The sequence below is a fragment of the Salinibacterium sp. dk2585 genome, assembly GCF_008001035.1.
Classification (GTDB): domain Bacteria; phylum Actinomycetota; class Actinomycetes; order Actinomycetales; family Microbacteriaceae; genus Homoserinimonas.
Window position 1 is genome coordinate 1153465 of the sequence record NZ_CP042856.1, and the last position, 24402, is coordinate 1177866.

17 protein-coding genes and 1 pseudogene are annotated in these 24402 nt (G+C 69.5%); 8 read left to right on the forward strand and 10 right to left on the reverse strand.

Annotated elements, in window-relative coordinates:
- The first annotated feature begins 260 nt into the window (after positions 1-260).
- Positions 261-1640, forward strand: a complete 1380-nt coding sequence (locus FVA74_RS05455; protein ID WP_147721034.1) for a flotillin family protein — start codon at positions 261-263, stop codon at positions 1638-1640.
- Here the strand turns inward: FVA74_RS05455 and FVA74_RS05460 are convergent.
- The 7 genes from FVA74_RS05460 to FVA74_RS05490 form a co-directional block, all read right to left on the reverse strand.
- Positions 1618-2517, reverse strand: coding sequence for a TIGR01777 family oxidoreductase (locus tag FVA74_RS05460; RefSeq protein ID WP_147723079.1), 900 nt, complete (start codon positions 2515-2517; stop codon positions 1618-1620). The genes FVA74_RS05455 and FVA74_RS05460 overlap by 23 nt on opposite strands.
- Before the next feature lie 16 nt (positions 2518-2533).
- The gene (locus FVA74_RS05465) at positions 2534-3037 is read right to left on the reverse strand and encodes a pyridoxamine 5'-phosphate oxidase family protein (protein ID WP_147721036.1); all 504 of its coding nucleotides are present in this window, start codon (positions 3035-3037) and stop codon (positions 2534-2536) included.
- A 71-nt stretch (positions 3038-3108) separates the two neighbouring features.
- Positions 3109-4176: an aromatic acid exporter family protein gene (locus FVA74_RS05470; RefSeq protein WP_147721038.1), complete on the reverse strand. Its 1068-nt coding sequence runs from the start codon at positions 4174-4176 to the stop codon at positions 3109-3111.
- Entirely contained in the window at positions 4173-5969 is a 1797-nt protein-coding gene (locus tag FVA74_RS05475; RefSeq protein WP_147721040.1) for a thiamine pyrophosphate-requiring protein, read from the reverse strand. Before FVA74_RS05475 ends, FVA74_RS05470 begins: the two co-directional genes overlap by 4 nt.
- Positions 5970-6047: 78 nt before the next feature.
- Positions 6048-9392, reverse strand: coding sequence for an error-prone DNA polymerase (locus tag FVA74_RS05480; protein ID WP_147721041.1), 3345 nt, complete (start codon positions 9390-9392; stop codon positions 6048-6050).
- A gap of 30 nt (positions 9393-9422) precedes the next feature.
- Entirely contained in the window at positions 9423-11003 is a 1581-nt protein-coding gene (locus FVA74_RS05485; RefSeq protein ID WP_240792321.1) for a DNA polymerase Y family protein, read from the reverse strand.
- Positions 11000-11716, reverse strand: a complete 717-nt coding sequence (locus FVA74_RS05490) for a hypothetical protein (protein WP_147721042.1) — start codon at positions 11714-11716, stop codon at positions 11000-11002. Before FVA74_RS05490 ends, FVA74_RS05485 begins: the two co-directional genes overlap by 4 nt.
- A 75-nt stretch (positions 11717-11791) precedes the next feature.
- Here FVA74_RS05490 and FVA74_RS05495 point away from each other — a divergent pair, with 75 nt between their 5' ends.
- The 6 genes from FVA74_RS05495 (at position 11792) to FVA74_RS05520 (ending at position 21426) form a co-directional block, all read left to right on the forward strand.
- Complete coding sequence (locus FVA74_RS05495) at positions 11792-12613, forward strand: type II CAAX prenyl endopeptidase Rce1 family protein (RefSeq protein ID WP_240792322.1); 822 nt, start codon at positions 11792-11794, stop codon at positions 12611-12613.
- A 1-nt stretch (position 12614) separates the two neighbouring features.
- A complete protein-coding gene (locus FVA74_RS05500; RefSeq protein WP_147721044.1) occupies positions 12615-13589 on the forward strand; it encodes a serine hydrolase in 975 nt (324 codons plus the stop codon).
- Between the two features lie 70 nt (positions 13590-13659).
- The gene (gene glgX, locus FVA74_RS05505; protein ID WP_147721046.1) at positions 13660-15843 is read left to right on the forward strand and encodes a glycogen debranching protein GlgX; all 2184 of its coding nucleotides are present in this window, start codon (positions 13660-13662) and stop codon (positions 15841-15843) included.
- Positions 15843-18122 carry a malto-oligosyltrehalose synthase gene (gene treY, locus FVA74_RS05510; protein WP_147723082.1) on the forward strand — a complete coding sequence of 760 codons (2280 nt, stop codon included), beginning with the start codon at positions 15843-15845 and terminating at the stop codon, positions 18120-18122. Before glgX ends, treY begins: the two co-directional genes overlap by 1 nt.
- On the forward strand, positions 18119-19879 hold the full coding sequence (gene treZ / locus FVA74_RS05515; protein WP_147721048.1) for a malto-oligosyltrehalose trehalohydrolase: 1761 nt from the start codon (positions 18119-18121) through the stop codon (positions 19877-19879). Before treY ends, treZ begins: the two co-directional genes overlap by 4 nt.
- 92 nt (positions 19880-19971) lie before the next feature.
- Positions 19972-21426 (forward strand): glyceraldehyde-3-phosphate dehydrogenase, encoded by a 1455-nt coding sequence (locus FVA74_RS05520; RefSeq protein ID WP_147721050.1) that lies wholly within the window; start codon positions 19972-19974, stop codon positions 21424-21426.
- Here FVA74_RS05520 and FVA74_RS05525 read toward each other — a convergent pair.
- Entirely contained in the window at positions 21423-21818 is a 396-nt protein-coding gene (locus FVA74_RS05525) for an RNA-binding S4 domain-containing protein (protein WP_147721052.1), read from the reverse strand. The genes FVA74_RS05520 and FVA74_RS05525 overlap by 4 nt on opposite strands.
- Positions 21819-21881: 63 nt before the next feature.
- Here FVA74_RS05525 and FVA74_RS05530 point away from each other — a divergent pair, with 63 nt between their 5' ends.
- A complete protein-coding gene (locus FVA74_RS05530) occupies positions 21882-23324 on the forward strand; it encodes an FAD-dependent oxidoreductase (RefSeq protein ID WP_147721054.1) in 1443 nt (480 codons plus the stop codon).
- A gap of 52 nt (positions 23325-23376) precedes the next feature.
- Here the strand turns inward: FVA74_RS05530 and FVA74_RS13890 are convergent.
- Positions 23377-24060 (reverse strand): annotated as a pseudogene (locus FVA74_RS13890) (Pr6Pr family membrane protein); the annotation flags it as partial.
- Complete coding sequence (locus FVA74_RS05535; RefSeq protein ID WP_147721056.1) at positions 23946-24389, reverse strand: HEAT repeat domain-containing protein; 444 nt, start codon at positions 24387-24389, stop codon at positions 23946-23948. The pseudogene FVA74_RS13890 and the gene FVA74_RS05535, both read right to left, overlap by 115 nt.
- Positions 24390-24402 lie beyond the last annotated feature (13 nt).

The window sequence follows — 24402 nt, forward strand, 5'->3', positions numbered from 1 at the left end:
TTCAGAAGAGTGATGGGCACTGCGCGCGGAACAGACGGCGCGAATGACAGGGGATCGAGACTACCCGAGGGTGACGCCGACACCGAGCAAACGCCGCGAGGGGTCTCGATATTCCCGAGCATCCGCAATCTCGCCGCGAGGGCGCAGCGAGCTGGCTCTGGCCACAGCGGGCGACTCTCCGACATACTCGAAGCTGAGCGGATGTCGGCGATCTTCGTGCGCTCGTGTGACAGCTTCCACGACCACCCGAAAGGCTCTGCATGTTCTTCTTCGACGCGCTCCTCGGTACGGCGCTCCTCGCCGTCGCCGGCGTAGTCCTGCTGGTGTTCCTCTTTCTGACCCTGCGCGGCATCAAGATCGCAAAGCCCGACGAGGCGATCATCGTCACCTCCCGGCAGAAGGCGGGTGCGCGAGCGGAGAGCGGCGAGATCGAGAACGCCGGACAGAAGGTCGTCTTCGGGTCCCGCGTCTTCGTCAAACCGATCGTCGAGGCGCACTTCAAGCTCAGCCTCCGCAGCCGGCAGCTCAACGTGCAGGCGACGGCGCAGACGCGCGACGCCATCACGATCCGCGTCAATGCCGTCGCCGTCGTCAAGGTCGGCGGCACGGAGGAGATGGTGCGTGCCGCGGCGCAGCGCTTCCTCAACCAGCAGGAGGAGATCGAGGCCTCCACCGAGGAGGTGCTGAGCGGTTCCGTACGATCGATCGTCGGGCAGCTCACGGTGACCGAGATCATCACGAACCGTTCCGCACTGCAGGGGCAGGTGCTCGAGGCCGTCCGCGAGTCACTCGACGTGCAGGGGCTCCAGATCGATACCCTCCAGATCAAGGAGATCGACGACGACAACGGCTACATCCGCGACCTCGGTCGTGCGGAGGCCGCCCGCGTCAAGCAGGTGGCCGAGATCGCGGAGTCGGTTTCGAAACAGGCCTCCGAGGAGGCCCGCATCGGAGCGGAACAGGCCGTCGCCGAGCAGCAGCGCAAGCTCGACCTGCGCAATGCCGAGATCCAGAAGGAGACCGACAAGGCCCGAGCCGAGGCCGACGCCTCGCGCCCGCTCGCCGAAGCGATCGCGCAGCAGGAGGTCATCTCCCAGCAGGAGGTCACGGCCCAGAAGCGCGTCGGCCTGCGCAAGCAGGAACTCGATGCCGAGATCCGCGCAGTCGCCGACGCCGAGGCGTACTCGGTGGAAAAGCAGGCCGAGGCATCCGCCGCCGCCGAGAAGAGCCGCCGCATCGCGGCCGCCGAGGCGCTGCGTGCCGAGGGTGAGGCCGAAGCCGATGCGATTCGGGCCCGCGGCTCCGCTGAGGCCGAGGCTGCGAGGGCCCGTGCCGAGGCGCTCGAGGAGCGAGCAACCGAACTCCTGCGCCAGCAGCTCATCGAGAAGCTCCCAGAGATCGTGCGCGCCGCCTCCGAGCCCTACGCTGCCATCTCGAACTTCACGGTCATCTCCGGCGACGGGGGCACCCAGCTCGGCCAGAACGTCGCAGCGCAACTCGCCACATCGACCCAGATCATCAAGGACCTCGTCGGCATCGACATCGCCGACATCGTCACGGGCCGCGCCTCGGGTGAGGCCACAGGGTCGGCGATCGCCGAGGCGATGGCCGCCCCGTCTACGTCGACAGCGACGCAGTAACCGCCTCTCGCGCGCTCTGGTGACGGAAGGCGAAGCCGTCACCAAGGAGCTTCCCCGCGTCGACGTTCTGATCGGCGAGCAGCAGTTCCCGGCCGGCGTCGGCGAGCCCCGCCGTGATCGCCCAGCGGGGAGCACGGAGCCAGTACGGTCGGCCCATCGCCCGTGCGACGGCCCTGCCGATCTCGTCGGCCGTCGCGGGTGCGGGCCCCGCGAGGTTCACGGGCCCGGAGAGCTTCGAGTCGAAGAGAAGGTGACGGATGGCCGCGGCCTCATCGTGCAGGCTGATCCAGGGCCAGTGCTGGCGGCCCGTGCCGATGGGGCCCGCGAGCCCGAGCCGGGTGAGCAGCTGCAGGGGCGCAAGTGCACCCCCGCTCCCGAGCACGATGCCAGTGCGCGCGTGCACCACCCTGGTCGCGGCATCCGCTGGCGCAGTGGCGCCCTCCCACGAGGCGACGACCTTGGGGAGGAAGCCCGCGCCCCGCTGGGCGCCTTCCGCGAGCACTTCGCCGGGGCGATCGCCGTAGTAGCCAACGGCGGAACCGCTCACGAAGACCTCGGGTCGCGAGGATGACCGCGCGATCGCGGTCGCGAGCGTGCGGGTCGCCTGCAGGCGGGAGTGGAGGATCTGCCGCTTGTAACGGTAGGTCCAGGGGAGGCGCGAGAGGGATGCACCGGAGAGGTTCACGACGGCATCGGCGCGTTCGATCGCCTCGACGGGAAGCGCCCCGTGCTCAGGGTGCCACTCGTATTCGTCCCGCTCTTCGGCGGGCCTGCGTACGAGCCGCAGGACGGGGTGTCCATCGGCTCGGAGCTGCTGCCGCAGCTCTGAGCCGATGAAGCCTGACGCCCCGCTCACTAGCACGGTGCGTTCTGTCATGGTCACGGTGCGGCCGTCACAGTCCCACGGTGCGGTTCTCGCCGATATCGGGCTGGCCGCCCGTGATGAGGGCCTTGACGCCCTTGACGGCCGCGACCACGCCGGGCTCGTCCGAGTGCCAGTACTCGGCGGCCTCGGCCCGCACGCGGATCAGAGCGACCTTGGGGTCTTCGCGGCCCTCGGGGAACCATGCCTCGACCATGGGGTTCCAAAGCTCGTCGATGAGCTGGCGATCGTGGATGATCTCGGCTGTCCCCGCGATCGAGACGAAACCCTTGTTTGACTGGAAGCTCGCGTTGACCTGCGGATGCGTGCGGATCGCCTCGACCTTGTTGCTCGGGTCCTGCGTGAAGAACCAGAGGTCACCCGCGAACTCCTCCTCCTGCACCGCGAGCGGGCGGCTCTCGTGCCGGCCCTCCGCCGTCATGGTCGTGAGCATCGCGATCTTCGACGCCGAGACGAGCGCGGCGATCGTGGAGAGGTCCTGATCCGTGGCGGGTGCCGTCGTCGTGTTTGCCATGGTCATCCTTCCTGTCATGGCTTCGGATGCCGCGGACGCTACCCGCGATCGCTGGCAGTGGGGTGTGTGATTCAGGTGCGGTGCAGGCGTCGCTCGACGATCGCAACCATGTGGCGGGCATCCGGGCTGAGCGTCGGCTCTTCGTGTCCGTCCAGGCTCAGGGGGTGCTGCCGTTCGAGCGCAGCGAGGCGCACGATCGCGTCTCGTGCCTCCTGCACGGCATCCTGAGCGCCCCGCCTGGCATCCCACGCGCGCAGCAGGTCGGCGAGACGCCTCAGCACCAGCTCGACCGTCGCGGAGGCCGGATCGCTCGCGCCCTCGAGGCAGTCGCGCCGCGCCTGTGCGTCCTCGATGACGTGCCGCAGCTGGCTCGCCAGCCGGGTGAGCGCGAGCAGGTCATCGAAGTCCTCATCGATGTCGTAGTGGTGGCGGCGGGCCCTGGGATTGAGCCGCCTACTCTCGGCGGCATCCGCGGCGGTCGACTCCGCCTCGCGAAGGGCCGAGTCGATCTCCCGCACCTGGTCGAGGGAGCCGTGCAGTTCCGATCCATCAACGACTCGCAGCGCCAGGTCATCGAGCGTCTCGGCGATGCGCTGTCGCAGCCCTGACACCGAAGCGGAGGACTCCTGGATCCAGAGGGGAGGCATGATCGCGGCGTTGATGGTGACACCCACGAGCATCCCGACCCCCATCTGCACGAGGTAGCCCAGGGAGAAGTCGTCTGCGTTGGCGCCGCCGAGGACGAGCACGAAGAGTGCCGCGATGGGCACGTAGTCGCGCCCCGCGCCCAGGCCACCCAGCCCGCCCAGGAGCACCCCGAGGCCGACGGCGATCGCGACGCTGAGGGAGCCCGGCAGGGGCGAGAAGATGACGGCGAAGGCGAGGCCGATGCCGATCAGCAGGCCGAGGGCCGTCTGCAGGGTCGAGCGCAGCGAACTCATGAGTGTCGGCATCATGACGATGAGCGCCCCGAGGGGCGCGTAGTAGGAATACTCGTCGACTCCCGGCAGCAGGTGCCCGACGGGCCAGGCAACCCCCGCAGCGAGCGCCGTCTTGAAGGCCAGCACGAGCCGAGCCGGGCGGATGCTCGGCGCGATGACACGCGAGAGCCTCCGCTTCAGGCCTACACGCGACGTCACCGGTCGGTACGCTCGTGCTCCGCGTACTCGTCGAGCAGCGCGTTGGCCCGTTCGCCCGACTCGCCCTCCTGCGCGATCGCGTCATGCATGCCCTCGAGCTTCTCCCCACCGGCGGGGAACGGGGGCAGGAGCGGGGTCGATGGGTCGGTGATGACCTCCAGCACGACGGGCCGGTCAGCAGACAGGGCCTCGTCCCATGCCCGCCCCAACTGCTCCGGACTGTCGACGAGGATGCCCTTCAGCCCGAGGAGCTCGCCGTAGGAGGAGTAGCGGAAGTCGGGCAGGGCCTGGCTCGCGGCGAAGCGTGGTGCCCTCTCGTTCTCCCGCTGCTCCCAACTCACTTCCGCAAGGTCGCGGTTGTTGAGCACGCATAGTACGAAGCGCGGGTCGTTCCAGCGCATCCACATCTTGCTGAGGGTGATGAGCTCGGCGACCCCCGTCATCTGGGTTCCGCCGTCGCCCGCGAGCACGATCATGGGTCGCTCCGGGTGGGCGAGCTTGCCCGCGATGCCGTAGGGCATGCCGCAGCCCATGCTCGCGAGGGTCGACGAGAGGTGCGCGGGAACCCCTGCTGGCAGGCGAAGCTGCCGGGCGTACCAGTAGACGACGCTGCCGATGTCGAGCGCGACCTGCGCGTCGTCCGGTATCCGCTCACTGAGGGTGCGCACGACGAGCTCCGGGTTGACGCCCTGCACCTCGACGTGTGCCCGCAACTCATTGATCTCGTGCCAATCGCGCACGTGCCCTTCGACCTCCTCGCGCCAGGACGTGTCGGATGCCTCAGGCAGCAGCTTCACGAGCGCCCGCAGCGTCGCGGCCGCGTCGCCGACCAGCCCGACCTCGACGGGGTAGCGGTCGCCGATGCGACCGGCGTCGAGATCCACCTGCACGGCCCGCGCCTGGCCTGGCTTCGGATAGAACTCCGTCCACGGGTCGCTCGACCCCACGATCAGCAGCGTGTCGCAGTTGTCCATGAGGTGGGCGCTCGCGGTCGTGCCGAGATGCCCCATGACGCCCGTCGAGAACGGTAGTGACTCGTCGACGTGGGGCTTGCCGAGCAGGCTCGTCGTGATGCCCGCGCCGAGCTTCTCAGCGATCGCAACCACTTCCTCGTTCGCACCCTTGGCGCCCTGGCCGACGAGGAGGGCGACCTTGGACCCGCTCGCGAGCAGGCGAGCGGCGTCTTCGAGCTGCTCGGCGGAGGGCAGCATCCGCCCGGTCTCGAAACCGGCCGAGGTGAGCACGACGCCGTGCGTGTGCTCGTGTTCTGGGGCATCCGCGATCTGCACGTCATGCGGCAGGATGACGACGGCGGGCGAGCGCGTGCTGAGCGCACTTCGGAACGCCCTGTCGACCACCATGGGGATCTGCTCGGGGGTGGCGACGACCTGCACGAAGGATGCGACATCGGCGAAGAGCGTCGAGAGGTTGATCTCCTGCATGTAGCCGGAGCCGAGCACGCTCGCCGTCTGCTGCCCGACGATCGCGATGACGGGCACGTGGTCGAGCTTGGCGTCGTAGAGCCCGTTGAGCAGGTGCACGGCGCCCGGCCCCTGCGTTGAGGTGACGACGCCGACACCGCCCGTGTACTTGGCGTGGCCCACCGCCATCAGCGCGGCGTTCTCTTCGTGACGGGCCTGCACGAACTCGGGCCCGCGCTCGGAGCGCTGCAGCGCCGCAAAGAATCCATTGATGCCGTCGCCGCTGTAACCGAAGATTCGGTCGACGCCCCATTCCAGCAGGCGCTCGACGATCACGTCGGAGACGGTCGCGGTGGTGTCGCTGTCGGCCATTGCCCCTCCTTTGTCGGGTGCCCGGCATGCTATTCCCGCCCCGCGGCCGGGACGTCCAGCGATCGCACAGCCGAGGGCTTAGCGGAAGTTGCGCGACTCCGTGCGCACGGGCATCCGCAGGGCCTCGAAACGGTCAGCGACGAGGTTCACGACCCCATCGGGGGAGCGCTCGAGGATGCCGCGCACGATGAGCGCGGGTGACTCGCGCGCGACCCGGCGGTACCTGGCCCACACCCCCTTGCTCGCGAGCACGTTGAGCATGCCCGTCTCGTCCTCGATATTGAGGAAGGTCATGCCGCTCGCCGTCTGCGGTCGCTGCCGGTGCGTCACGACGCCGCCGATCTCGATGCGGCGGCCCGATTCGCCCGTCTCGAGGCGCGAGATCGGCCAGGCCCCGCGCCGGTCGAGGTGGGGGCGGATGTGGCGCACCGGATGATCGTCGGTCGACACTCCCGTCGCCCACAGGTCGTAGGCGACCTGCTCGGCGGGGGAGAGCATGGGCAGGAGGGGTGGCTGGATCGAGACGGACGTGCCCTCGAGCGTGCCTGGACGTTCCTGCGCGGCCGCGCCCGCATCCCACAGTGCCTCACGGCGGGACATGCCGAGGGAGTCGAAGGCGCCCGCCGAGGCGAGCGCCTCGAGCTGCTCCGTGCTCAGCCCGACCCGCCGGGAGAGGTCGGCGAGGTCGCGGTAGGGCCCGCCCTCCTCGCGCTCCGCCACGATGCGCGTTGCGAGGCTCGCGCCGATGCTCGTGACCCCGGCGAGTCCGAGGCGCACCGCGAAGGCACCGTCCCTGCGGTGGTCGATCGGGTCAGGCTGTGAGCGGTCGAAGGGGGCGACGGGGGGCTGCGTGAAGCTGCGGCAGGCGTCATCACCCGTCGCCGCGGCATCCGGCCCCACGGGCTCAAGGGTCGCATCGGCGGCCGAACGAAGGATGTCGGGTCGAAGCACCTGCACGCCGTGCCGCCGCGCATCCGCCACGAGGGTCTGCGGCGAGTAGAAGCCCATGGGTTGCGCGCGCAGGAGGGCAGCGAGGAAGGCGCCCGGATAGTGCAGCTTGAGCCACGAACTCGCATAGACGAGCACGCCGAAACTGAGCGAGTGCGACTCCGCGAAGCCGAAGTTCGCGAAGGCCTCGATGCGGGCATAGACGTCATCGGCGACCTTGCCAGTGATGCCGTTGCCCGCCATGCCCTCATAGAGCTTCGCCTTGAGCGACTCGATGCGTTCGATGCCGCGCTTGGAGCCCATCGCCCGCCGCAGCAGGTCGGCGTCCTCCGCCGAGCAGCCGCCCACCGCAACCGCCATCTGCATGAGCTGCTCCTGGAACAGGGGAACCCCGAGCGTGCGCTTGAGCACCGGCTCGACAATGGGGTGCAGGTAGGTGACATCCTCCTCGCCCGTGCGGCGACGGATGTACGGATGCACCGCGCCGCCCTGGATGGGGCCGGGCCGGATGAGCGCGATCTCGATCACGAGGTCGTAGAAGCAGCGCGGCTTGAGGCGGGGGAGCGTCGCGAGCTGGGCGCGACTCTCGACCTGGAAGACGCCGATGGCGTCCGCCCGGCAGAGCATGTCGTAGACGCCCTGTTCCTCCCGGGGAATGGTCTCGACGGTCCAGCGCTCGCCGAGGTTGTCGGCCACGAGGTCGAAGCAGTACTGCATGGCCGCGAGCATCCCGAGGCCCAGCAGGTCGAACTTGACGAGGCCCATCCACTCGCAGTCGTCCTTGTCCCACTGCAGCACCGTGCGGTCTTCCATGCGGGCGTGCTCGATGGGGCACACCTCGCCGACGGGGCGCTCTGTCAGCACCATGCCGCCCGAATGGATGCCGAGATGGCGCGGAGCCTTGAGCATCCGCTCGGCCAGGTCGACGACGGGGCCGGGAATCTCGTGATCGCTCCCGATGTCGTGCCAGCGCTCGACCTGCTTCGACCAGGCATCCTGCTGGCCCTGGCTGTAGCCGAGGGCCTTCGCCATGTCGCGCACGGCGTTCTTGGGGCGGTAGCTGATGACGTTGGCGACCTGCGCAGCGTTGCGCCTGCCGTACTTGCGGTAGACGTACTGGATGACCTCCTCGCGCCGGTCGGAGTCGAAGTCGACATCGATGTCGGGCTCCTCCTCGCGCAGGCTCGAGAGGAAGCGCTCGAAGGGCAGGCCGTAGAAGATCGAGTCGACGGCCGTGATGCCGAGCGCGTAGCAGACGGCCGAGTTGGCGGCCGAGCCGCGGCCCTGGCAGAGGATGCCTTGGCTCTTCGCGAAGCGCACGATGTCGTAGACGATCAAGAAGTAGCCGGGAAAGTCCTTTGCCTCGATCACGCGCAGCTCCTGCTCGAGGCGGGCGTGCACCGACTCGTCGGCATCCGGGTACTTCTCGAGCGTGCCGAGCCGCACGAGTTCCCGCAGCCACGACATGGGGGTGTGGCCCTCGGGCACGTCCTGCTTCGGCAGCTTGGGTCGTGCCGCGCGGAGGGGGAAGGCGAGCTGGTCCGCGAGCTCGACCGTGCGCGCGACCGCCCCCGGGTAGCGCGCGAACCGCTCGGCCATCTCGGCGCCGCTGCGCAGGTGCGCGCCGTCGGTGGCCGGCAACCAGGCATCCATCTCGTCGAGGCTGCGCCTGGCCCGCACGGCCGAGACGGCAGAGGCGAGCGGATGCTCATCGGGTGTCGCATAGTGCACAACGTTGCTCGCGATCGTCGCGAGGCCCGTGCGGGCGGCGATGCGCGCGAGGGCGTCGTTGTGCTCGGAGTCGAGGGGGCCTCCCTGGTCGAAGAGCTCGACGACGACATTGTCGTGGCCGAAGAGGCCGACGAGCCGCTCGACCTCGCGCGCCGCTGCCGCCTCGCCCTCGTCGACGAGGGCCCGCCGCACGGCGCCCTTGCGGCATCCCGTGAGCACGACCCAGTGCCCGTCCGCGGCCGCGGCAAGCTGCTCCAGGTCGTAGACGGGGCGGCCCTTCTCCGCCTCGTTCGCGAGCTGCGCTGTCGTGATGGCCCCCGCGAGCCGGTGGTAGCCCCCCTCCTTGCGGGCGAGCACGAGGAGGTGCTCGCCCTCCGGATCGGCCTGGCCGTTCTGTGGCGCTCGCAGGCCGAGGGAGAGCTCGGCGCCGTAGACCGTCCCCAGCCCCGTGCCCTCGGCGGCCTCCGCGAGGCGCACGATGCCGTAGAAGCCGTCATGGTCGGTGAGCGCGATCGCGTGCAGGCCGAGTCGCACGGCCTCATCGACGAGCGCCTGGGGTGAGGATGCGCCGTCGAGGAAGCTGAAGTGGGAGTGCACGTGCAGCTCCGCATAAGGCACGACCGCACCGGGCTCGGCAGGGGCGGGCGGATGCTCGCGCTCCCGCCGCGGTCGTGCTGGCATCGGCTCGCCCGAGAGGGCACGCTCAAGCTCAGCCCAGGTCACGGGCGGGTTGTTCCACCCCATGTCTCACCTCCTCGCGCACGGTCATGACGGTCAGTCGTAGCGGGCCTCGACCCGCCAGTGCTGTTGCTCCAGCAGGAGCAGCCAGCCCTCTCCTCTGTCATCGAGCAGCTGGAACCGGTCGATGCGCCGCGCCCTGCTGGGGTCCCACCAGCGCTGCCGCAGCGGCCACGGGCCGGCCCAGGCGGCAATGCGGCGCTGCCGGTGGTGTTGCTCGTCGGGGAGGTCGAGCCAGGCTGGCTCGGCACTCAGGCGACCGCGCCGGTCGACATCGACGGGAGCGTCGGCGTCATCGAGCACCCGTGCGTCGCGGGGCGGGTCGTAGACGGTCGCGGGCGCGGGGTCGGGCAGGCTGCCGGGCCAGGGCCGGTCGGCGGCGAGCCGTTCGCGCGCCGGCGGGGCGTCGCCCCAGGGCACGAGCACCCGCCGCTCCGCGAGCAGGCGGCCCCCACCGGGCACGGCCGTGAGCACGGCGTCGTGGCCGAGCATGCTCTGGATGCGGGAGAGCCCATGGTGGATGCGCTCGTCGGGATTGCGGCCCCACAGCCCCTCCTCGTGGTTGGCGATCGCGTCGACCTGGCTGGGGGAGAGCACGACGCGCGCGATGGGGGAGTCGAGTCCCGCATCCACTCCGCCCGAACCCTGCAACTGCCAGCGCACGCGGTCGACCAGGTCGGCGGGGGTGAAGTAGCGCGGGTGGCTCCATTCCCGCTCGGAGCTGCCGCCCCGGTCACTCGTGACGGTGACGCGGATGCCCGTGCACACGAGTCCCGCATCCGTGATGCCGCTCGCGAAGCGTTCGGCGACCGTGCGCAGGGCGAAGGCGATCTGGTCGACGCGGTCGAGCGGCGGCTCGAAGTCGATTGCGGCGTCGAAGTCGCGGGGCGGGATGCGCGGGGTCACCGCCCGCCGGTCGAGTCCCGCCGCCCGTTCGTGGGCCGCCGCGCCCGCCTCGCCGAAGCGGGCGCGCACGTCGCCCGGCTTGAGGGCGGCGAAGTCGCCGAGGGTGCGGGCGCCGAGCCGCCGCAGGAGCGGGGCGAGTTCGGGGGCGTCGACCGCCTCGATGGCGAGGGATGCGAGGAAGGCGGGTGACTCACCGGGCGGAACGATGTGCACGGCGGGGCCAGCGGTGGCGCCCGTGAAGGCATGGAGTGCGGCCTGTTCCGCCGTGTACCTGCCGTCGGCGATGCCGATGACGGCGGGTGGCCTGCCGTCGTGGAGCATGCGGTCGAGCACGGCGTCGGCGGCCTGCTGCTCCCCGCCGTAGTAGCGGGCCGCCCCGCGCGCGCGGACGGCGCACAGCCCGGGGCGGATGAGCTGCACCCCCGGGATGGTCTCCTCGATTGCGGCGATGACGGGCTCGAAGGTGCGGGCGTCGGTATCGGGATCGTGGGGGTGCACCGTGAGGGTGGGGCAGCGCAGTTGCGCTTCTCGTACGCGTAGCCCTCGCTTCACGCCCTCCGCCCGCGCTTCCGCGGAGCAGGCGATGACGACTCCCTTGTCGATGATTGCGACAGGGGCTGTCGGGGGAAGGCCCTCGCTACTGCGCGCCGCCGCAACGGGCCAGTCGGGAAACCACATGACCATGGCGCGCACGATCGTCTCCATCGTCATCCCGCCAGGTGGGGAGCGAGGCGCAGCCGGGGGACGGAGGCGCCCTGCGTGCCAGTCGCATCCGCATCCGCGTTGCGTGCGGTGGGGTCGAGCGTGATGACGCGGGCCCGTGCCCGCCCGCCGCGCGGGGTGGTCTCGACCCGGAGGCGCTGCGCCGTGAGGTGCCCGTGCCCGCGGCCGAGCCCCGTCCAGCCGCTCTCGGTGGCGTGCAGCACGGCGTCGGCCTGCGGCCAGGGGCCGAGCATGATGAGGGTGCTCTCCCGCTGGCGCAGCCGGGCGGCGAGCCGTGAGGCCTCGCTGGGGGCCACGCGGGTGGGTGCCGCGATGATGACACCGAGCACGTCGGCCATGGCGGCCGCGACCGTGAGCCACTGCCCGCCCGGCTGCGGCACGAGCACGAGGCGGTCGAGGTCGATGCCGAGCCCAGCGGCAGCCTCCGTGCCGAGGTGGGGGAGGCCGAGCACGCCGCACCAGGCACCCTGCTGCGAGGGGGCGGCGAGTAGGGCGAGGGCGAGGCTCGTCGAACCCGTGACGGAGTAGGTGGCGCCAGCCCGAAGGCCGCTCGGCAAGACGGCGCGAAGACCGTCGAGCATGGGAAGCGTGCGTTCCGGCAGGCGAGTCGACTGCATCTGACGGATGCGCGCCTGCAACTCCTCCTGCACACTCGAACGTTCCGCAGGAGCGGAGGTCCGAGGGTCGGCGAGCATCGTCATGCCCTTAGTTTCGAACATATGTTCGAACAACGCAAACGTGTTCTTTGCTCGGCGGCGATAGGGCATGCTGGGGGAGTGACTCCGAGCGACGCCACCGCCGCCCCGCCCACCGCCTATGCGCGCAAGCTGCTGCCAACCGCCCTCGTGTCGGCGTCAGCGCTGCTGCTCTTCGGCATCCAAACGCCCTTCGGCTATGCGACCCTCGCGGCGGGGTTGCTCGTCGCCATGGCGGTCGACAGGCAGTTGCTCAAGCACCTGTCCCTCATCGCGGCGGGCCTGCTCATCATCAGCACTGTTCCGCTCAACGCAGACTTGAGCCTCGGGCACATGGCGGCGATGGGCGCGGCCCTCGCGCTCGCCGTGATCGTGCCGTGGGTCATCGACCGCTACATCTATCGCGAGCGGATCATCCGCTTCCCAATGTTCACGGGGCAGAAGTGGTCGCTCGCGGCGAAGCTCTACCTGCCCGGCGTCGTGCTGCTCGGGTATCTGATCCTGCCCGTCTACCTCATCAGCACCGACGTCTACCAGAACTGGCCGGATGCCTCGAGCGACACCTCGATCTTCTGGCGCCTCTTCGTCGGGGTCAACGCCGTCGGCATCTGGGACGAGCTGTTCTTCATCTGCACCTGTTTCACCCTGCTGCTTCGGCACTTCCCCGTGTGGATCGCCAACGTGTTGACGGCGGTGATGTTCTCCTCGTTCCTGTGGGAGATCGGGTACGAGGCGTGGGGTCCGCTCCTGACCTTCCCCTTCGCACTCCTGCAGGGCTACACCTTCCGCCTCACGAAGTCCTTCACCTACGTCGTCTCGGTGCACCTGCTCTTCGACCTCGTGCTGTTCCTCGCGCTCGTGCACGCGCACGACCGCTCCTTCCTGCCGATCTTCATCTACTGACATGAGCGAGACGGATGCCACGGGCGACAGCTCCCTCGCGGAGCTGCTGCGTGTGCGCCTCGGGCGTGCGCACCCCGTCGCGGCGGCCGCAACGGTCGCGCGCGGCGAGACCCGGGCTGCATCGCTCGGCACGGGCCTGGACTCGCGTTACGAGATCGGCTCGATCTCGAAGGGCGTGACGGGCCTGCTCTATGTGGACGCGGTCAAGCGCGGCGAGGTTGCTCCCGAGACCGAGGTTGGCACCCTGCTCCCGCTCGGCGGGAGCCCCGCGGCGAGCGCGACGCTCGCCGCCCTCAGCACCCACACCTCCGGCCTGCCCCGACTCGCGATGGCGCACGTGTGGCGCAAGAGCTGGGAGCTTTACCGTCGCGGCAGCAACCCCTACGGCGAGTCGCTCGAGGGGCTTCTAGCGGTGGCGCGGGAGGCGAAGGTCACGCCGTCGCCTCGCGTGAGCTACTCGAACCTCGGTTTCGAACTGCTGGGGCACGCGCTCGCAGCGGCCGCCGGCACGAGTTACCCCGCGCTCGTGCGGGAGCGCATCGCGACTCCGCTCGGCCTCACGTCGTGGACCGTGCCGACTTCCGCCGAGGAACTCAGCGCCGTCGACATCCCGGGTCGCAGTGCTCGCGGCCGCGCCATGGAACCATGGACGGGCGAGGACCTCGCCCCGGCGGGTGGCATCCGCTCGGCCGTGGGCGACATGGCCCGCTTCGCATCCGCGCTGCTCGACGGCACGGCACCCGGAGTCGCCGCCCTCGATCCCGTCACGAAGATGAGCCGCGACATGCGCATCGGGGCCGCCTGGATCACCCTTGAGGTGAAGGGCCGCCGGATGACGTGGCACAACGGCGGCACGGGCGGCTTCCGCACGTGGATGGGCCTCGATCGTGAGGCGGGCACCGCTGCGGTCATCCTTTCTGCGACCGCCGCACCCGTCGACCGCCAGGGGTTCGGCCTGCTCGGCACGCTCGCCTGAGCGCAGATCGACGGTGAGATTTAGCACGGCGCACCTGTGGATGGCGCCGGGTTCCGCATACCGTGAGCGCATGGAAACCTGGCCCGGATCGGCATACCCCCTCGGAGCGACGTACGACGGCAGTGGCACCAACTTCGCGCTCTTCAGCGAGGTCGCCGATGTTGTCGAACTCTGCCTCTTCGACGAGCAGCGGGGCGAGACCCGCGTGAAGATGCGGGAGGTGGATGCCTTCATCTGGCACTGCTACCTGCCGGAGGTGCAGCCGGGGCAGCGCTACGGATACCGCGTGCATGGGCCATGGGACCCCGCGCAGGGCCAGCGCTGCAACCCCAACAAGCTCCTGCTCGACCCCTATGCCAAGGCGACGTGCGGCGAGATCGACTGGGACCAGGCGCTCTTCGCCTACAACTTCGGGGAGCCCGACAGCCGCAACGATGACGATTCGGCGCCGCACGCGATGCTGAGCATCGTCACGAACCCCTACTTCGACTGGACGGGCGACCGGCATCCCCGCACCCCCTACAGCGAGACCGTCATCTACGAGGCCCACGTGAAGGGTCTCACCCAGCTGCATCCGGAGATCCCGGAGCAGATGCGCGGCACCTACGCCGGCGTCGCCCACCCGGCCGTGATCGAGCACCTGCAGCGCCTCGGCGTCACCGCGCTTGAACTCATGCCCGTGCACCAGTTCATCAACGACAGCACGCTGCAGGAGAAGGGCCTCTCCAACTACTGGGGCTACAACACGATTGGCTTCTTTGCGCCCCACAGCGAGTACGCATCCTCCGACTCCGGCCAGCAGGTGCAGGAGTTCAAGGCGATGGTGCGAGACCTGCACGCGGCGGGTATCGAGGTCATCCTCGACGTCGTCTACAACCACACGGCTGAGGGCAACCACCTGGGGCCCACCCTGAGCTTCAAGGGCATCGACAACGAGACCTACTACCGGCTCGAAGAAGACGACAAGCGCTACTACACCGACTACACGGGCACCGGCAACAGCCTCAATGTGCGCCAGCCGGCTTCGCTGCAGCTCATCATGGACTCGCTGCGCTACTGGGTGACCGAGATGCATGTCGACGGATTCCGCTTCGACCTCGCGGCGACCCTCGCCCGTGAGTTCTACGACGTCGACCGGCTCTCATCGTTCTTCGAACTCGTGCAGCAAGACCCCGTGGTCTCGCAGGTCAAACTCATCGCCGAGCCCTGGGACATCGGCCCCGGCGGCTACCAGGTCGGCAACTTCCCGCCGCAGTGGACGGAGTGGAACGGCAAGTACCGCGACACGGTGCGCGACTTCTGGCGGGGGGAGGTGTCGACGTTGGGGGAGTTCGCCTCCCGCATCACCGGCTCTGCAGACCTCTATGAGCACTCGGGTCGCCGCCCCGTCGCATCCATCAACTTCGTGACCGCTCACGATGGCTTCACCCTCGCCGACCTCGTCTCCTACAACGAGAAGCACAACGAGGCCAACGGCGAAGACAACAACGACGGAGAATCGCACAACCGCTCCTGGAACAGCGGGGTCGAGGGGCCCACGGATGACCCGGAGGTGCTCGGCCTGCGGGCGCGGCAGCAGCGCAACTTCCTCGCAACGCTGTTGCTCTCGCAGGGGGTGCCCATGATCGCGCACGGCGACGAGATGGGTCGCACGCAGCAGGGCAACAACAACGGCTACGCGCAGGACTCCGAGCTCACCTGGATGCACTGGGACGAGGCCGACCAGCCCCTCGTCGCGTTCACCGCTGCGATCTCGCGACTGCGGCGCGATCATCCGGTCTTCCGGCGCAGCCGCTTCTTCGACGGCAGGCCGGTGCGCCGCGGCGAGGGGGAGCCGGTGCCCGACATCGCCTGGTTCGGCCCCGAGGGTGAGCCCATGCAGCCCGAGGACTGGGATGAGCAACTCAACCGCAGCGTCGGCGTCTTCCTCAACGGCCTCGGCATCCGGGAGCGGGATGCGCGTGGCCGGCCCGTGACCGACGTCAACTTTCTCGTCTATTTCAATGCCGCGCCGGAGGACGTCGAGGTCGTGCTGCCGCCGGATGAATACTCGCCGAAATGGGAGATCGTCGTCGACACGGCGGGGGAGGAGGTTGACACCGTGGCGCGCCCCGCGGGCGCGCGGCAGACGATCGCAGCCCGTTCGCTCGTCGTCATGCGTGCCTGGTCAGAACCCGAGGTCGTGGAAGACCACTCGGTTGCGGCATCCCTCGCGGCCAACGCGACCAGCCCTCTGCCTTTGGCGGACCGATGATGCCGCGACCCGCCTCCACCTACCGCATCCAGGTACGGCCGAGCTTCGACCTCGAGGCGACGCGGGGCATCCTCGACTACTTTGACGCGCTCGGCGTCGACTGGCTCTACCTCTCGCCGCTGCTGGTCGCGGAGGAGGGCTCCGACCACGGCTACGACGTCACCGACCACGGCACGGTTGACCCGAGCCGCGGTGGGCCCGATGCGCTCGCCGACCTGGCGACGGATGCCGCGGCCAGGGGCATGCGGCTGATCGTCGACATCGTCCCCAATCACGTCGGCGTGGCGACCGCCCGCGCCAACCCCTGGTGGTGGGACCTGCTCGCACACGGGCGCGACTCCCGCTACGCCGAGGCCTTCGACGTCGACTGGGATGCGGCGGGCGGTCGCATCCGTCTCCCCGTGCTGGGCGACGACGGCGTCGATGCGCTCACGCTCGAGGGCGGGCTCCTTCGTTACCACGAGCAGGCGTACCCGATCGCGCTCGGCACGGAGGGCGACGACCCCGCCGAGGTGCACGCGCGCCAGCACTATGAACTCGTGCACTGGACCCGCGCCGACAGCGAGCTCAACTACCGCCGCTTCTTCGGGGTCAACACGCTCGCGGGGGTGCGGGTCGAGGTGCCGTGGGTCTTCGAGGAGTCACACCGCGAGATCCTGCGTTGGGTGCGCGACGGCCTCGCCGACGGGCTCCGTGTCGACCACCCCGACGGGCTCGCCGATCCGCTCGGCTACTTCGAGCGGCTGCGGAGCGAGACGGGGGACGCTTGGCTGCTCGTGGAGAAGATCCTCGAGGGTGACGAGCCGCTTCCGCCCGAGTGGCCCGTCGATGGCACAACAGGCTACGACGCGCTCGGTGACATCGACCGCGTACTCGTCGACCCGCGCGGGCAGGCGCCGCTCGACGCACTCGAGGCGAGGCTCCAGGGCCGGGCCGTCGAGTGGGCCGAGCTGGTGCACGAGGGCAAGCGCGGCATCGCGGATGGCATCCTGCGCTCCGAGGTGCTTCGCCTCTCGCGCCTCATCCCGGGTTCCGATCCGGATGCGATCGCCGAGGTCCTCACCTGTTTCCCCGTCTACCGCTCCTACCTTCCGACTGGGCGCGAGCACCTCGACGTGGCGCTTGCGGAGGCCCGCCGTCGTCGCCCGGACCTCGCGGAGGCGATCGACTCGCTCGCTCCCGTGCTCGGCGACCCCGGGCATCCGGCCGCCGTGCGCTTCCAGCAGACCTCAGGCATGGTCATGGCGAAGGGCGTCGAAGACACGGCCTTCTACCGCTACAGCCGGCTCACGTCACTCGCCGAGGTCGGCGGCGACCCCGGGCACTTCAGTGTCTCGGTCGACGAGTTCCACGCGCGCCAGTTGCGGCGGCTCGAGTCGCATCCGCAGTCCATGACGACCCTGTCGACGCATGACACCAAGCGCGGGGAAGACGTGCGCGCACGCATCGACGTCATCGCGGAGATCCCGGGGGAGTGGGATGCCGCGCTCTCGCGCCTGCGCGAGCTGCGGCCGATCGGCGACCCGCCCTTCGAGAACCTGCTCTGGCAGGCGATCGTGGGCGCGTGGCCGGCGTCGCGCGAACGGCTGCACGCCTACGCCGAGAAGGCCAGCCGTGAGGCCAACACCTCGACCACCTGGACGACACCGAACGAGGAGTTCGAAGCGGCCATGCACGCGCTGGTCGACGCCGCGTTCGACGATGCGGAGATCGCCGGCGTGCTGGACGGCATCGTCGAACGCCTCACCGGCCCCGGTCGCATCAACTCGCTGTCGGCCAAGCTGCTTCAGCTGACGATGCCGGGCGTTCCCGACGTCTACCAGGGCAGTGAGCTCTGGGAGACCTCGCTCGTCGACCCAGACAACCGGCGTCCCGTCGATTTCGACGAGCGTCGCACGCTTCTCGCGCGGCTCGACGAGGGCTGGCGCCCGCCCATCGATGAGACCGGCGCCGCCAAGCTCCTGCTCACCTCCCGGGCCCTCAGGCTCCGCCGCGACCAGCCTGAGTTCTTCCGCGGCTACGCGGCCCTCCGGGCGGAGGGGTCCGCAGCCGATCATGTCGTCGCATTCGATCGGGGCGGTGCCATCACGGTCGTCACCCGGCTGCCCCTCGGCCTCGAGGCCGCGGGTGGTTGGCGCGACACGACGATCGAACTCCCCGGCGGGCTCGTGGACGAGCTCACGGGCACGAAGCACGGCGGCACCGTCCAGCTCGCAGAGCTGCTCGCCGACTACCCGGTCGCCCTCCTGCGACCGGCCTCAGGGGAGGAGCAGTCATGACGTACACGGTCTGGGCACCGGCGGCCGAGACGGTCGAGCTCGTGCACCCGGGCGGCAGTGTCGCGATGCGGCGCGGAGATCGCGGGTGGTGGCATCCGTCATCTCCCGTCGACGCGCAGGATTATGGCTTCCGCATCGATGGGCGGGGGCCGTTCCCCGATCCGCGCTCGCGGCGCCAGCCCGACGGCGTGCACGGCCTCTCGCGCCGTTTCGACCCCGCCGAGCATGAGTGGGCGGATGCCGCGTGGACGGGCCGCCAACTCGCCGGCGCCGTCATCTACGAGCTCCACCTCGGCACCTTCACGCCCGAGGGAACCCTCGACGCGGCGATCGAGAAGCTCGATCACCTCGTGTCGATCGGCGTCGATTTCGTGGAGCTGCTGCCCGTCAATGCATTCAACGGCACGCACAACTGGGGTTACGACGGGGTGGGCTGGTTCGCGGTGCACGAGGGCTACGGCGGGCCGGCCGCCTACCAGCGCTTCGTCGACGCGTGCCACCGCGCAGGCCTCGGGGTCATCCAGGATGTCGTCTACAACCACCTCGGACCAAGCGGTAACTACCTGCCAGAGTTTGGGCCCTACCTGAGTGAGGGGCGCGGCAACACGTGGGGCTCGTCGGTCAACCTCGACGGCGACGGCTCAGACGAGGTGCGCCGCTTCATCATCGACAACGCACTCATGTGGCTGGGCGACTACCGCGTCGACGGGCTGCGGCTCGATGCCGTCCACGCGCTCGTCGACTCCCGTGCCGTCCACGTGCTCGAGGAGATGGCGGTCGAGGTCGCCGCGCTGAGTGCCGCGGTGGGCCGCCCGCTCTCGCTCATCGCCGAATCCGACCTCAACGACCCAAAGCTCATTACGCCGCGCGAGGGGGGCGGCTTCGGGCTCGACGGCCAGTGGAGCGATGACTTCCACCATGCCGTGCACGTCGCGCTGACCCGGGAGACGAGCGGCTACTACGCCGATTTCGAACCTCTCGAGGCCCTCGCGAAGGTGCTCGAACGCGGCTTCTTCCACGACGGAACCTGGTCATCCTTCCGGGGACGCACGCACGGCCGTCCCGTCGATGTCGAACGGATGCCCGGCTGGCGTCTCGTCGTCGCGAACCAGAACCATGACCAGATCGGCAACCGCGCGACGGGTGATCGCCTCACGGCGCACCTCGATGCCGGCCAACTCGGCATCGCGGCGGCGCTGACCCTGCTCGGCCCCTTCACTCCCATGCTCTTCATGGGTGAGGAGTGGGGCGCCTCGACCCCGTGGCAGTTCTTCACGTCACACCCGGAGCCGGAGCTGGGCGAGGCGACGGCCAAGGGGCGCATCGCCGAGTTCGCCCGCATGGGCTGGGACGAATCACTCGTGCCCGACCCGCAGGATCCGCAGACCTTCGAGCGCTCGAAGCTCCGCTGGGATGAGCTGCGGCAGCCCGAGCACGCCCGGCTGCTGGCCCTCTACCGCGACCTTGCCGGGATGCGCCGCGAGCATCCGGAGTTCTGCGACCCGCGCATGACGCGGACGCGCGTCGAGCTCGACCCCGCAGGGCGCTGGCTCGTGATGCATCGCGGTGGCCTCGCCGTCGCGGTCAACCTGGCGCCCGAGTCGCGCGAGGTGCCCGTCGCCGGCGAGGTGCTGCTCGCGTTCGCATCGCGGCAGACGGATGACGCGGCCGAACGCGGTCACGGCCTGCTCGAGCTGCCCGGGCACGCCTTCGCCGTCGTCGACACGCGCCCGGCAGACGCCGCCCGTGGCAACTGAGCAAAGATCAACAGTGTCCGGATCCGGGTAGACTTGCGCGGGGTTCAACGGCCTTGGGGCCGCCCCACGTTCGCATGCCTGAAAGGATCCCCATGGGCCACTCGTCCGACCAGTACCTGCACAGTTGGAGCGACCGCGAGACGGTCGCCGAGGCAATCATCCCCCTCGTCGGACGGCTCTATCGGGAGAACGGCGTCGTGACCTCGATCCACGGTCGCCGCCTCATCAACAAGTCTGCGATCGGCGTGCTCAAGGCGCACAACCTCACCCGCCAGGGCACTGAGTTCTCCGTCACGGAGACCCTCCCCATCATCGAGGCGCTCACGACCCTCGACCTCGGTCCCGCCTCTATCGACGTCGCGAGCCTGCTCCTGCGCCACCAGCATGAAGGCGGCGACCTCACCGAGTTCCTCCGCCGTGAACTCGCGGCCGTCGTCGGCCACAGCGCCGACGAGGATGCCGAACCCGTCGACGTCGTGCTCTACGGCTTCGGCCGGATCGGCCGCCTGCTGGCCCGCATCCTGATCGCCCACCAGGGCGGCGGCTCGACCGGCCTGCGGCTCCGCGCGGTCGTCGTGCGCAAGGGCTCGGAGAACGACCTCATCAAGCGCGCGAGCCTCCTGCGACGCGACTCGGTGCACGGCCCATTCGAGGGAACGATCGAGGTGGACGAGGAGAACAACACGCTCCTCGCCAACGGCACCCTGATCCAGTTCATCTACTCAAACAGCCCGGCCGAGGTCGACTACACGGCCCACGGCATCAAGAACGCGGTCATCGTCGACAACACGGGCCGCTGGCGCGACTCAGAAGGCCTCTCGGAGCACCTCAAGAGCCCCGGCGCCTCGCGCGTGCTGCTCACGGCGCCCGGCAAGGGCGAGATCAAGAACATCGTGCACGGCATCAACCACGACACCATCACGGACGACGACCTCATCCTCTCGGCGGCATCCTGCACGACCAACGCCATCACCCCCGTGCTCAAGGCCGTCAACGACGCCTACGGCATCGTGCACGGCCACGTCGAGACGGTGCACTCCTTCACGAACGACCAGAACCTGATCGACAACTTCCACAAGGGCGACCGTCGTGGCCGTTCGGCCGCGCTCAACATGGTCATCACTGAGACCGGTGCGGCGAAGGCCGTCGCGAAGGCCCTCCCCGAGCTCGCGGGCAAGCTCACGGGCAACGCGATCCGCGTTCCTACCCCCAACGTGTCGCTCGCGATCCTCAACCTCACCCTCGACCGGGAAGCGCCGCGCGAGGAGGTCAACGACTACATCCGCGACCTCGCCCTCAACTCGGTGCTCCGCCAGCAGATCGACTACGTCGAGTCGGCCGAGATCGTCTCCTCCGACTTCGTCGGCACGAGCCGCGCCGGCATCGTCGACGGCCTCGCGACGCTCAGCACGGGCAAGAACCTCGTGCTCTACGTCTGGTACGACAACGAGTTCGGCTACAGCCGCCAGGTCATCCGTGTGCTCGAGACGATCGCGGGCAACCACCCGCACGTCTTCCCGGAGCGCACGCCGGTCGCTCCCGGCTAGCCCTCGTCCTCGCGCTGATCCTGGCCCCGGCCGCGCAGTCGCTCGAGTTCGCGGCGCTCCCTCTTGGTGGGGCGCCCGGCTCCGCGGTCGCGCACCGGGGCCAGCGGTCGTTCCTCCCTCGGCGGGGGAGGCGGGGTTGTCTCGTCGTAGGCGGTGGCCGCCTCGGGGGCCCCGACGCGCTTCGTGAGGAGCCTGCGCACGATGAAGGTGCGGTCGAAGCCGGCGATGCGCACGCGCACCTCATCACCGATGCGTACGGCCTGGGCCGCTTTGACCCGTTCGCCGCCGACCCTCACATGGCCGGCACGGCACGCGGATGTCGCAGCCGATCGGGTCTTGTAGACGCGGATGGCCCACAGCCAGCTGTCGACGCGCGCACTCGTTGCCTCCACAATGCCAGCGTAGCCGCGTGCCTCGCTGGAGCTTCCCGTACTCCGGCGATACAGTGACCCACGATGTCAATCACGCGGCGATCCTTCATCGTCGGCTCGGTCTCCGGGCTGACCATGCTCGCCGTCGCGGCCTGCACCGAGGCAGAGCCGCAGCCGACACCGAGCGTGCCGCCGACCCGGTCGAACATCCCGCAGCCGAGCGCCTTCGAGCGCAGCAACTGGGCCGACGACCCCTTCACCTTGGGTGCCGTGAGCTACATCCCGGTCGGCGCGACTCCCGAACAGCGTGCCACGCTCTGCGAACCCGTCGATGGCCGCATCTTCTTCGCAGGTGAGCACACGGCTGCCGTCGGGGCCGGCACGGTGCAGGGCGCGCGCGCCTCGGGCCGTCGGGCGGCAAGTGACGTGCTCCTGCGGGCTGAACCTGGCGAGCGCGTCGCGGTCGTGGGCGCGGGCCTTGCGGGGGCCACCGCCGCGAGGGTCCTGGCGGATGCAGGCTTCGACGTCGTGGTCATCGAGGGCCGCGAGCGTGCGGGCGGTCGCATCCGCTCTGTCGCGGGTGACGCGTGGCCGTTCCCCGTCGAGTTGGGCGCGTCGCTCGTGCATGACCCGCGATCGAACTCCGTGTGGATGTCGCTCGTGGATGCCGGAATCGAGACGGTGCCGATCGCGGCGACGACCGAGCGGCGCACGCGGGCGGGCGCGGTTGTCGAGCCCTCTGAGGGGCCGGCCGACGCGGTCGAGTCGGCGCGCGAATGGGCCGCCGGCCAGCTCTCAGACCTTTCGATCGCCGATGCGATCGTGGAGTCGGGGGAGGGCGATGTGAGCCAGGCGACCTCGCCTGAGGGCGTCTCCGATGCCGACCTGCTCGAGAACTATGTCCTTTCCAATGTGATGCTCGCATCGAGCGCCGACGCCGACGAGCTGTCGTCGTGGTATTCCGAACCGGTACTCGCGCTGCGCGAGGGCGATGCCCTGGTCGTCGGGGCCTTCGACGACTTGGTCGCGGGCGAACTGGAGGGCATTGACATCCTGCCCTCGAGCACCGTCTCGCACATCACGACGACCGATCGGGGCGTGAGTCTTCGGCTTGCGCGCGGCGAGTCCTACTCGGCTGACCGCGTGGTCGTCACGGTTCCGCTCGGTGTGCTCAAGGCTGGCGCGATCGAGTTCGAGCCGCCGCTTCCCTTCGAGCACCGCGGCGCCATCAGCGCGCTCGGCATGGGCATGCACGAGCGGGTCGTCATCCGCTTCGATGCGCCCTTCTGGTCGACGGATGCCACGTGCTGGAGCGTCGTCGACGGCGATTCCGACTTCCCACTCTGGGTCAACCTCCTGCCCTCGACAGGGGAGCCGATCCTCGTGGGCCTCACGGGTGGTGAGGCCGTGGCTCGCCTCGCTGAGTACTCCGACCAGGAGTTCCTCGACGCAGCGCTCGCGAGTCTCGAACCGTTCCTCGACCCGTCGCTCGTGTCACCGGCCCCCTCGGATGGTGTCGACGGCTGAGCGCAATCAGCAGCGCGACGATGAGCGAGAACACCGCGACGATCGCGAGCAGGTAGAGCGCGAGCTCGAACGGGATCTCGACGAGGGCCGGGTCGAGGAAGAAGTAGGGATACCAGTAGACCTGTAGCCCGCGGATCATCGTGTAGACGACCCACGCGGCGGGAAAGAGCATGACGATCCCGAGGGTCTTCCACGGCACCTCCCTGCCGGGAGCGAGCCACCAGTCGAGCAGGGCATAGGCGGGCAGCACGAAGTGCAGGATCTGGCTCGACCACGGCGCCCAGACGGGAACCCCCCGCGTCGTGCCCTCGACCAGCAGCACGCTGAAGACGATCCCCGAGACCGTCACGTAGGTCGTCACGAGCGCGCGCACCTGGTCGAGCCACACGGGATCCCTGGGCTGCCTGAGCGCGATGAGCGCCCCGATCACGAACACGATGACGGCGAGCATCATGCTCTGCACCGTGAAGTAGCTGAAGAAGTTGCCGATCGCGAAGGGGCTCGTGCCGATCGTGAAGTTCACGTCACCGATGAGCGCGACGACGGCCGTGATCGCGGCGATGATCCTCGCGATCCCGAACCACTTGCGTCTCGATGGCACTCGTCTGCTGGCGGCCGCGCTCAGGCGTCGACGAGGGAGCCCTTCCAGCGCACGAGCTTGCGCACCGTGTCGCTGGGATCGGCTGAGAGTCGGTGCATGACGTCGGCGGGTACGTGGTAGTTGACGGCGAGCCATCCGCGCACCTGTTCGGAGGGGTCCCCCGCCATGCTGCGCAGCACGTCGCATGATGCACGCTCATTGCGGGCGACGCTCTCGCGCACCCTCTCGTCGGGGTCGCGCGCGAGCTCGGCGAGCACGTCTTCCGGGGTGTTGTAGTTGCTTGCGGCGCTCTCGCGGATGCGCGGGTTCGGGTCCTTCGCAAGCAGCCGCAGGCGGCGAAGCTTGCTCGCCGTCACCGGGGGAGCGGGGTGCAGTCGGGCCGCCTCTTCAGCGGTGAGCATGGCGGGGGCGAGGTCTCGCATCGCCTCACGCTGGGCTGGAGTGTTGAAACGGATGCACGACATGCCCTCGAGGGTA

Excerpts from the sequence above, each read along its gene's own strand:
- FVA74_RS05530 (WP_147721054.1), top strand. The coding sequence starts at position 21,882 with ATGTCAATCACGCGGCGATCCTTCATCGTCGGCTCGGTCTCCGGGCTG.
- treY (WP_147723082.1), top strand. The coding sequence starts at position 15,843 with ATGCCGCGACCCGCCTCCACCTACCGCATCCAGGTACGGCCGAGCTTC.
- treZ (WP_147721048.1), top strand. The coding sequence starts at position 18,119 with ATGACGTACACGGTCTGGGCACCGGCGGCCGAGACGGTCGAGCTCGTG.
- FVA74_RS05455 (WP_147721034.1), top strand. The coding sequence starts at position 261 with ATGTTCTTCTTCGACGCGCTCCTCGGTACGGCGCTCCTCGCCGTCGCC.
- FVA74_RS05485 (WP_240792321.1), bottom strand. The coding sequence starts at position 11,003 with ATGACGATGGAGACGATCGTGCGCGCCATGGTCATGTGGTTTCCCGAC.
- FVA74_RS05500 (WP_147721044.1), top strand. The coding sequence starts at position 12,615 with ATGAGCGAGACGGATGCCACGGGCGACAGCTCCCTCGCGGAGCTGCTG.
- FVA74_RS05475 (WP_147721040.1), bottom strand. The coding sequence starts at position 5,969 with ATGGCCGACAGCGACACCACCGCGACCGTCTCCGACGTGATCGTCGAG.
- FVA74_RS05535 (WP_147721056.1), bottom strand. The coding sequence starts at position 24,389 with ATGTCGTGCATCCGTTTCAACACTCCAGCCCAGCGTGAGGCGATGCGA.
- glgX (WP_147721046.1), top strand. The coding sequence starts at position 13,660 with ATGGAAACCTGGCCCGGATCGGCATACCCCCTCGGAGCGACGTACGAC.
- FVA74_RS05460 (WP_147723079.1), bottom strand. The coding sequence starts at position 2,517 with ATGACAGAACGCACCGTGCTAGTGAGCGGGGCGTCAGGCTTCATCGGC.
- FVA74_RS05520 (WP_147721050.1), top strand. The coding sequence starts at position 19,972 with ATGGGCCACTCGTCCGACCAGTACCTGCACAGTTGGAGCGACCGCGAG.
- FVA74_RS05480 (WP_147721041.1), bottom strand. The coding sequence starts at position 9,392 with ATGGGGTGGAACAACCCGCCCGTGACCTGGGCTGAGCTTGAGCGTGCC.
- FVA74_RS05465 (WP_147721036.1), bottom strand. The coding sequence starts at position 3,037 with ATGGCAAACACGACGACGGCACCCGCCACGGATCAGGACCTCTCCACG.
- FVA74_RS05490 (WP_147721042.1), bottom strand. The coding sequence starts at position 11,716 with ATGACGATGCTCGCCGACCCTCGGACCTCCGCTCCTGCGGAACGTTCG.